Here is a 7,665-nt window from a genome sequence, read left to right as displayed (position 1 = left end):
TTTTTTTCATTTTTTAGAAAGTCAGTTCTTTCAATTATTGTAAATGCTTAATAGACGAACATTAAGAATTAAAGGGATGCAGACCATTTTTGCTTTTCAGCAAAGCAAAGGGGCAAATTATGGTCTGGCGCAGGAATTTATCAAAGAAAGCTTTGCCCCTGATCTCAACTCCATGGAGGTGCAGGACAAAGAATTACTCAACAAGCAAAAACAAGAGGCGCTGCAGATATTTGAAGAGAATTATAAATCTCAAAGTTTTATAAGCTCCAAGGGCTCTGTAGACAAGGTCAATGATGTAGTAAACGAAGCGATAAGTGATTACTACCGTCAAATAGACAAAGATTTCAAGTTCTTTAAAAAGAATATGGTGATTGAAGCAGAAAAAGTGCTTGATCGCTATATCTCCATGCTCAATCTGCTGATAGAACTAAGTAATCAGGCTGAAAACGACACGAAGCAGGACCACGACAACTTTGTTAAAAATTTGTTAATAAAAGCTTTAAAATTTAACAAGTCGCTGGAAAATATTAGCTTGAGGCGAAATATCAGTTGGGATGATTATCAGGGTGAGGTTCGCCAATGGTTTAAGGAACTAATCAAAACAGATGAGGCTTATATCAGTTACAGAAAACTGGATAACCCATCGTTTGAACAAGACAAGGACATTGTCAATCATATTGTAAAAAACATCCTTTTCAAGGATGACCTGATTGACAAGTTCCTGGAAGAAAAAGACCTCAACTGGACTGAGGACAGGCCTATTATAAAGAGCCTGACCACCAAGACGATAAAATCGATCACCGAAGAGTCTGGTGATGATTTTGAGTTACAGGAGTTGTCCTATAACTGGGAAGATGACAAGGCGTTCTTTATAAGGCTGTTTGAAGATACCATAAAAGTAGAAGCTGAATACGAGGATTTAATTGCCAAAAAAACAAAAAACTGGGACATCGAGCGTATTGCCACAACCGACAAAATCATACTGGAAATGGCCATTTGCGAAATGATTAATTTCCCCAGCATCCCTGTAAAAGTGACAATTAATGAATATATTGAGGTCGCAAAAAGGTACAGTACTCCTAAGAGTAAAACCTTTATAAATGGTGTACTTGATGTGATTGCCTCCGAGCTTATAGACTCCGGAGCTATCAGAAAAAGTGGACGTGGATTAATCGACAACAAATAAAACGCATTAATTATGAGCAGTAAATCAGGAAATTCTTTTTTTGCTTTTTTGTTGGGAGCAGCTACCGGTGCCGCTCTCGGTATTTTATATGCTCCTGATAAAGGATCAAATACCCGGGATAAATTGACTTACAGGTTAGATAAATACAAGCAGATGCTTGAAGAGTTGGTAGAAGACCTAATGTCAGAAAAAAACTCTAACCTGAGCGAAGCCAAAAGTCACGGACAGCGAGTAGTAAACGATGCCAAGGAAAAAGCAGAAAGGCTGCTGGAAGATGTGGATCAACTGATCTCACATATCAAAAGCGGAGAGAAAAACGAGAAAAAATAAACGAACGATTTTTATAAATTTTTGTTTTATCAATTGTTATAATAAAAAGAGCGAAGGCTCAGTTTAAAATTACTTAACCAATATGAACAAAGGAATCAAGTTATCATTACTAGTGGCTGTTTTTGCAATGGTATTTGCAGCATGCGGAAACAACAAGGAGGCTGAGAAGAAAATAGCTGAATTGGAGAACAGACTTGCAGAGGTAGAAGGTAAAAATAATGCAACTACTACTCCTGAAACCAAACCTGAGGAGAAGCCAGAAGGCCCTCTTCCTGCATTTGCATTTGAAGAAGACTTTCATGACTTCGGTACTATTAACGAAGGAGATGTAGTAAAGCATACATTCAAATTCACTAACACTGGCGAAGCTCCGTTGATCATTCAAAATGCTCAGGGTTCTTGTGGTTGTACAGTACCTACATGGCCTAAAGAGCCGATCCCTGTTGGTGGAACCGGCGAAATCGTTGCTGAATTTAATAGCAAGGGTAAGCCAAACGTACAAAACAAAACAGTAACTATTACTGCAAACACATGGCCTAAGCAAACCAGGCTTAGAATTAAAGCCGAAGTAACTCCTGCCGCAGGTGGTGAAACTCCTGCTGAAGGTCCTGTAAAAAAATAAGCCAGTATAAAGAACTTAAACTTTTCATCCCAGCTCCTGCAAAGGAGTTGGGATGTTTTTTTTATTAGCGTATTTTAGCAGAAATTTTAACGATTCAATACGATTATGATCAAGACTATATTATTGCAGGCTGGTGAAGGCGGAGGCTTATCCTCACTTATTTTATTTGGTGGTGTGGCCCTCGTTTTTTATTTTTTCATGATCAGGCCGCAGCAAAAGAAGCAGAAAGAGCAAAAGAAATTTATTGAAGAGATCAAAAGAGGTGATCAGGTCGTTACCATTGGTGGTATACATGGCAAAGTACTGAGCACTGATGACACTACCGTGGTACTGGAAGTAGATAAAGGAGTAAAAATGACTTTCCAGAAAAGTTCTATTTCGCTGGAAGCCAGCAAACCGGCTCCTGCTAAGGAAGAAAAGAAAAGTTGAGCAAGCTAAATGACATATTGCGATCTTTAAGACCCGATAAGACAAACCGTCTTCGGGTCATTATTTTATGCGTATTTGCCGCCACTACATTCTGGTTTTTAAATGCGCTTAACGAAAACTACTCCACCACATTAAAGTATCCGCTTCAGTTTGTCTACGACAAGGAAAAGTACATTGCAGTAGATGAGCTGCCCGAGTACATACAGGTAAACGTAAGCGGACTGGGCTGGAACTTGTTCAGGAACAGCCTCGGTATTAAAGTGACTCCTTTACGAATAGCGCTCGAATCTCCATCTGAGCTTAAGAAGATCACCGGTGGAGCCCTTCCTGCTCTGATTTCAGATCAAATCAGCGAAGTCGAGCTTAATTATGTACTAACGGATACCCTTCACATCAATATTGACCAAAAGATCACACGTACTTTTCCGGTAAAAGTGGATAGTGCGGGCATCTCACTGGCTTCCGGGTACAGGCTCGTCAATTCTGTCCGATATACCCCGGATTCCGTAACTCTCGAAGGCCCTGAAGGTATACTTACCCAAATGCCCGATACGCTGCTGATAAATATCCCTCAAAAAGACATCGACGAAAACTTTAAGGAGGATGTACCTGTCAACACTCCAAATAATAATTTAATCAAAAGAAACCCGCCTACACTGAGTATAGTGTTTGGTGTAGAGGAATTTGTTGAGGCTTCGGAAAGTACTCCCTTAAAAACAGTCAATTTTCCTGAAAACGGAAAAGCATACATTGAAAAAAATTCTATTAACGTCCAATTCCTGGTAAGCCAGTCAAAAAGAGAAAACGTAACCTCAGAAGCTTTTGAAGCAGTGGTTGACTACAAGGATATGGACAAAGCTGACTCCACCATCACCCCTAAGCTGGTTAACTATCCCGGTTACATCCAGGAAGTTAAGCTTGATACTGCAAAAGTAAAAGTTCGCTTCAATGAAGAGTAAACCTCTCGAAATAGGGGTCACAGGAGGCATAGGCTCGGGCAAAAGCCTGGTTTGCAAAATTTTTTCTTTATTGGGTGTGCCCGTTTATAATGCAGACAACAGAGCAAAATGGCTAACCAACAACAACCCGGAAGTCAGGAGAAAAATTACAGAAAAGTTTGGGGAAGCAGCATATACCGAAAAGGGGTTAGACCGGGACTATATTGCCGGAAAGGTATTTAACGACCCCGATCAATTGAAAATCCTGAATGCCATAGTGCATCCCGCAGTTGGTGAAGATTACGACCGGTGGGTGACAAGTAATGGTGAAAAACCCTATGTAATAAAAGAAGCCGCTCTGATCTTCGAAGCCGGATCATATAAGCGCCTCCACAAAGTTATCAATGTCTCCGCCCCGGAAGAGCTGCGCATTAAGCGTGTGATACACCGGGATCCTTTTCGCAATGAAAAAGAGATCAAATCAATCATTGAGAAACAAATGCCAGAGGCCGAAAGACAGCAACGTGCTGATTTCAATGTTTTCAATGATGAGAATCAAATGCTCATCCCTCAGATACTGAAACTGCACGAAGAGATTTTAAGCCTCGCTTAATGGCCTTACATATACAAGCAGCACTAAATGGAAGCAGGAGCAAAAGTGATCATACAAATGTACCTGTCACCATACAGGAGCTGACGCAGGATGCTGCAGAGGTGGTAAAAGCAGGCGCCGGATCCATACATCTCCACCCCAGAGACACATTGGGTAAAGAAACACTCCACCCCGAAATAGTAGCAGAAACACTCTTAAAGCTTAGAACAAAGGTTAAAGTGCCCATTGGCATCAGTACGGGCGAATGGATCGAAGGACCTAAGACCCCGGATATGATCCGGAACTGGACTGTACTTCCGGATTTTGCCTCTGTGAATATCCACGAGGAAAATGCAGTAGAGATCATATCATTGCTCCGCAATAAAGGTATAGGTGTTGAAGCCGGAGTATGGACTTTGGAAAGCGCTCATAAGCTGATAAAAATGGGTATCACTGATAGCCTAAGGGTTTTAATTGAGCCTATGGAAAGTCGTGTCGTGGAAGCCATAGATAATGCACGGTCCATATGGGCTGAATTGAAAAAAAATAAGATAAGTACTCCCCTCCTGCTCCATGGGCAAAACGAAACTACCTGGAAGGTTCTGACATTTGCGAGGGCAATGGGACTAAGTAGCCGAATGGGTTTTGAAGATACCTTGTGGCTTCCCGGTGGTAAACAAGCCGGCAGCAACAGGGAATTAGTAGAGGCAGCCTTGGATCAAGTGGCATTTCTGGGGGGAGACCCTAAATTTTAACCTCTTTGCTGACAGACAGTTGTTAATCAGCAATCGGCAAAAGCAGTAGGCAACTCGTATAATAATAACAATAAGCGCGGTTTGCTGATTTTCAGCGGCAAGTTTCACATTACTTGTTTTACTTTCAAATCCATTTACTTCACAGGTTTTAGGTTTGATCCGCAGCCTTCAGGTTTTAGGCGGCCAAACCACTCTCGTAAAAAAAGTAAGGCTGTATTTTGTGAAATACAGCCAATTGCCATGCTAATGTGTAAGTAAAGTATGAGGCTATGCTTATAGCTCATACTTTTTAACTTCACCATTGATCTCTACTTCAATAGTAGCTTTCTTGTCCATTCTTCTAAGGTTATAAAGCTTGCAAAAAGCTCTTTCAAAAGATTCTGCTGAGCTGTACACCACTTTCTGATCGGCGTTCAAAATTCTGATGTCAGCCTTTGTCTCTCCGGTTTGGATAATTGTAAGTTTATAAATGTCTTCTTTTCCTGTTACAGGAGCCACTTTTACAATATTCAAATCAACAGGTACTTCATTGCTTGGTGCTACAGAACCATGGTAGATCAACTGCTTACTTACAGTATTTCCTTCTATTACTTCCAAAGTATACACACCATCAGGCATTTGGCTGAAATTGTAGGGCCTTACAAAAGCATTGACTTTTTTGATAGTTTCGGTAAAAACCAACCTTTTATCAGCATTCCAAATGTTGATGACGGTTTTTGCATCACTTTTACCCATGAACAATACACGGTACACATTGCTGCTCTCAGTGCTCACCTCTACTTTCGGTGCAGCTTTGCTGTTTCCTTTTTCGCCTTCGGTGGCATACGCTGCTACACTTATTACTGTAAAAAGCATAGCTAAAATTGCATTTCTTGTTTTCATGTCTGTTTAATTTTGAGTTTTAATTTTCATTAGACACTGCAAATGTCGACACGAAAAGCTGAATAAGTGTTTATGGAACTTTCAAGGCATTCTTAAGTATTCATTAACCAAAATCCGCTTTTTTGACCGGATATTACGTCTGTTTTACTTTCAGGCTGAAAAAGTGTCAAAATGCCCTCAGTGAAAATTTTGAAGGTATTGAGAAGGACAGAAGTGGATATTTCGCCTAATTAAAACACCAAATTTTAGATGGATTAGCTTCACAAAGCCAAAGAAAAATCTGTGTTAATATTGGCTTAACATTGGGCTCAGACTCCATTATGGAAGTGTCACCCTTTAACGTACTCTTCTTTTTTCTGGCCCTTAAAAAAGACCCTTTTGATCCATCGTGGCAATATGAGCGCGCCGATTATCAGGTATGGATAGTACGTAATGAGCCTCCAGAACAAGGTTACACCTAAGGTAAATTCGTTGAGGTAAATGGTAAAGAACTCAATAAAGAAATTCTCTGCAAGGCCGGAGCCTCCTGGTGTGGGCGAAACCAGCATTACCACCCAGAGGATCAGGTGTTTGCCCAAAAGCAAAAGGTGATCTGTGAAGGCAAGGTCGTTGGTATACGCGGCAATTAAGCAGTTAAGGATAGCGTACCGCGAAACCCAGGCTACTATGGTGGCCAATATTATTTTGCCCCAGTACCTCTTTTTCTTGCCTTTGATAAGGGAGCTGGCCCACATTACTTCATTACCATGCTGATACGCAGCATACCTCCATCTTCGCAGAAATTTTATTGATGTGATCTTGATCAGTATCCATTTAAATAATCTCGGCCGGAAAAACAGGGCGAAGATCATAATAAAAGTATAGATGGCTATCAATGAATAACTGGATATGAACAGGCCCTTTAAAGTGCCTTCAAAGTCCGGGAAATAATTGGGATCAATAAGCAAAAGCGCTATCGGAGCGAATACAACAAAGAAAAGATTATCAAGAATGGCGGTAAGCATAGTATAAGCTATCGACTTGCCGAGGTTGATCCCTTCCTTTAACAGAATAAAAACAGCAACTGCTGTACCTCCTACTACCGAAGGGGTGACGGCCGAGGCAAACTCCCAGAGTAAAATGACATAAACACTGCTGGACCAGCTCAGATCTTCGTTGGTCAGGGTGCGAATGCGGTAGATATATGCCAGCTCTTTAATAATAAGGACACCAAAAGCCAGGAAGATCGGAACAATATCAGCCTGAAATACCAGATTTATTTTTTGAGGGGTAAAACTGTCGTCGGTAACAATAAGGAAGGCCACAAAACCCACACTGATGGCCACTGGCAACCAGATCTTGTTAGGATTCAGCGTCTTCAGTATTTTTTGTGTATCCAGGTTCATTTACTCGGCTGCCACTTGCTCCAGTTTTTCGATCCAGAAATTGTTGAATCCCTCGCCTAAATGCATGGTGATAAGATTCATCTGGAGCAGTTCAAGTATTGCCAGAAAATTAAAAATTACGGCTATCTTATTAGGGTCATAAGCTATTATTTTTTCGAAGGCCAGCTTGGGTGATTCGTCCAGCACATGCATTATATAATCCCGCTGGCCGGAAATCGTGTATGGGTATTGAATTACTTCATGCCTGGGTTTATTTTTCTCCACTTCATATCGCTCCATTACTTTCAGGTATACCTTTAAAAGTTTGTAAAGGTCCATATCCTGCAGTTCAGATTCGACATTGACGGTTTCGGAAAGCGATCTAACCTCCTTCATCAGGTTGCCGCGCTTCTCTTTTTCAATCTCTGCCTCCTCCATTTGCTGGAGCTGTTCGAGTACGGATTTATATTTTTTGTATTCAAGCAAGTGCCTCACCAGTTCTTCACGCGGGTCAATTTCATTGCCTTCTTCATCTAACTGAGGCCTCGGCAAAAGCATCTTGGACTT

General features: G+C 41.0%; 10 protein-coding genes. 7 read left to right on the top strand and 3 right to left on the bottom strand.

What is annotated here, in order from left to right; all coding sequences use genetic code 11:
• Positions 1 to 76: 76 nt before the first annotated feature.
• From nusB to E1163_RS07645, 7 genes are all read left to right on the top strand, one after another.
• Positions 77 to 1,186, top strand: a complete 1,110-nt coding sequence (gene nusB / locus E1163_RS07675; RefSeq protein WP_185156008.1) for a transcription antitermination factor NusB — start codon at positions 77 to 79, stop codon at positions 1,184 to 1,186.
• Positions 1,187 to 1,198: 12 nt separating this feature from the next.
• A complete protein-coding gene (locus tag E1163_RS07670) occupies positions 1,199 to 1,516 on the top strand; it encodes a YtxH domain-containing protein (protein WP_155170849.1) in 318 nt (105 codons plus the stop codon).
• A gap of 82 nt (positions 1,517 to 1,598) precedes the next feature.
• Positions 1,599 to 2,138: a DUF1573 domain-containing protein gene (locus tag E1163_RS07665; RefSeq protein WP_246223550.1), complete on the top strand. Its 540-nt coding sequence runs from the start codon at positions 1,599 to 1,601 to the stop codon at positions 2,136 to 2,138.
• 105 nt (positions 2,139 to 2,243) lie between these two features.
• Positions 2,244 to 2,567, top strand: coding sequence for a preprotein translocase subunit YajC (gene yajC / locus E1163_RS07660; RefSeq protein WP_155170848.1), 324 nt, complete (start codon positions 2,244 to 2,246; stop codon positions 2,565 to 2,567).
• Between the two features lie 17 nt (positions 2,568 to 2,584).
• A complete protein-coding gene (locus E1163_RS07655; RefSeq protein ID WP_155170847.1) occupies positions 2,585 to 3,526 on the top strand; it encodes a YbbR-like domain-containing protein in 942 nt (313 codons plus the stop codon).
• Positions 3,516 to 4,118 (top strand): dephospho-CoA kinase, encoded by a 603-nt coding sequence (gene coaE, locus E1163_RS07650; protein ID WP_155170846.1) that lies wholly within the window; start codon positions 3,516 to 3,518, stop codon positions 4,116 to 4,118. Before E1163_RS07655 ends, coaE begins: the two co-directional genes overlap by 11 nt.
• Positions 4,118 to 4,852: a 3-keto-5-aminohexanoate cleavage protein gene (locus tag E1163_RS07645; RefSeq protein WP_155170845.1), complete on the top strand. Its 735-nt coding sequence runs from the start codon at positions 4,118 to 4,120 to the stop codon at positions 4,850 to 4,852. Before coaE ends, E1163_RS07645 begins: the two co-directional genes overlap by 1 nt.
• Before the next feature lie 273 nt (positions 4,853 to 5,125).
• Here E1163_RS07645 and E1163_RS07640 read toward each other — a convergent pair whose 3' ends face one another.
• The 3 genes from E1163_RS07640 to E1163_RS07630 all read right to left on the bottom strand — a co-directional run.
• Positions 5,126 to 5,734 carry a hypothetical protein gene (locus E1163_RS07640; protein ID WP_155170844.1) on the bottom strand — a complete coding sequence of 203 codons (609 nt, stop codon included), beginning with the start codon at positions 5,732 to 5,734 and terminating at the stop codon, positions 5,126 to 5,128.
• Positions 5,735 to 6,063: 329 nt separating this feature from the next.
• On the bottom strand, positions 6,064 to 7,119 hold the full coding sequence (locus tag E1163_RS07635; protein ID WP_155170843.1) for a lysylphosphatidylglycerol synthase transmembrane domain-containing protein: 1,056 nt from the start codon (positions 7,117 to 7,119) through the stop codon (positions 6,064 to 6,066).
• The coding region (locus tag E1163_RS07630; RefSeq protein WP_155170842.1) for a segregation and condensation protein A at positions 7,120 to 7,665 on the bottom strand (546 nt) is incomplete at its 5' end.

It is taken from the genome of Fulvivirga kasyanovii, from assembly GCF_009711405.1.
GTDB classification, from domain to species: Bacteria; Bacteroidota; Bacteroidia; order Cytophagales; family Cyclobacteriaceae; genus Fulvivirga; species Fulvivirga kasyanovii.
This window is presented reverse-complemented; position numbering and strand designations above follow the sequence as displayed.

Bases quoted from the DNA above. Each gene is read 5' to 3' on its own strand.
- nusB (WP_185156008.1), top strand. From the start codon at position 77: ATGCAGACCATTTTTGCTTTTCAGCAAAGCAAAGGGGCAAATTATGGT.
- E1163_RS07670 (WP_155170849.1), top strand. From the start codon at position 1,199: ATGAGCAGTAAATCAGGAAATTCTTTTTTTGCTTTTTTGTTGGGAGCA.
- E1163_RS07665 (WP_246223550.1), top strand. From the start codon at position 1,599: ATGAACAAAGGAATCAAGTTATCATTACTAGTGGCTGTTTTTGCAATG.
- yajC (WP_155170848.1), top strand. From the start codon at position 2,244: ATGATCAAGACTATATTATTGCAGGCTGGTGAAGGCGGAGGCTTATCC.
- coaE (WP_155170846.1), top strand. From the start codon at position 3,516: ATGAAGAGTAAACCTCTCGAAATAGGGGTCACAGGAGGCATAGGCTCG.
- E1163_RS07645 (WP_155170845.1), top strand. From the start codon at position 4,118: ATGGCCTTACATATACAAGCAGCACTAAATGGAAGCAGGAGCAAAAGT.
- E1163_RS07640 (WP_155170844.1), bottom strand. From the start codon at position 5,734: ATGAAAACAAGAAATGCAATTTTAGCTATGCTTTTTACAGTAATAAGT.
- E1163_RS07635 (WP_155170843.1), bottom strand. From the start codon at position 7,119: ATGAACCTGGATACACAAAAAATACTGAAGACGCTGAATCCTAACAAG.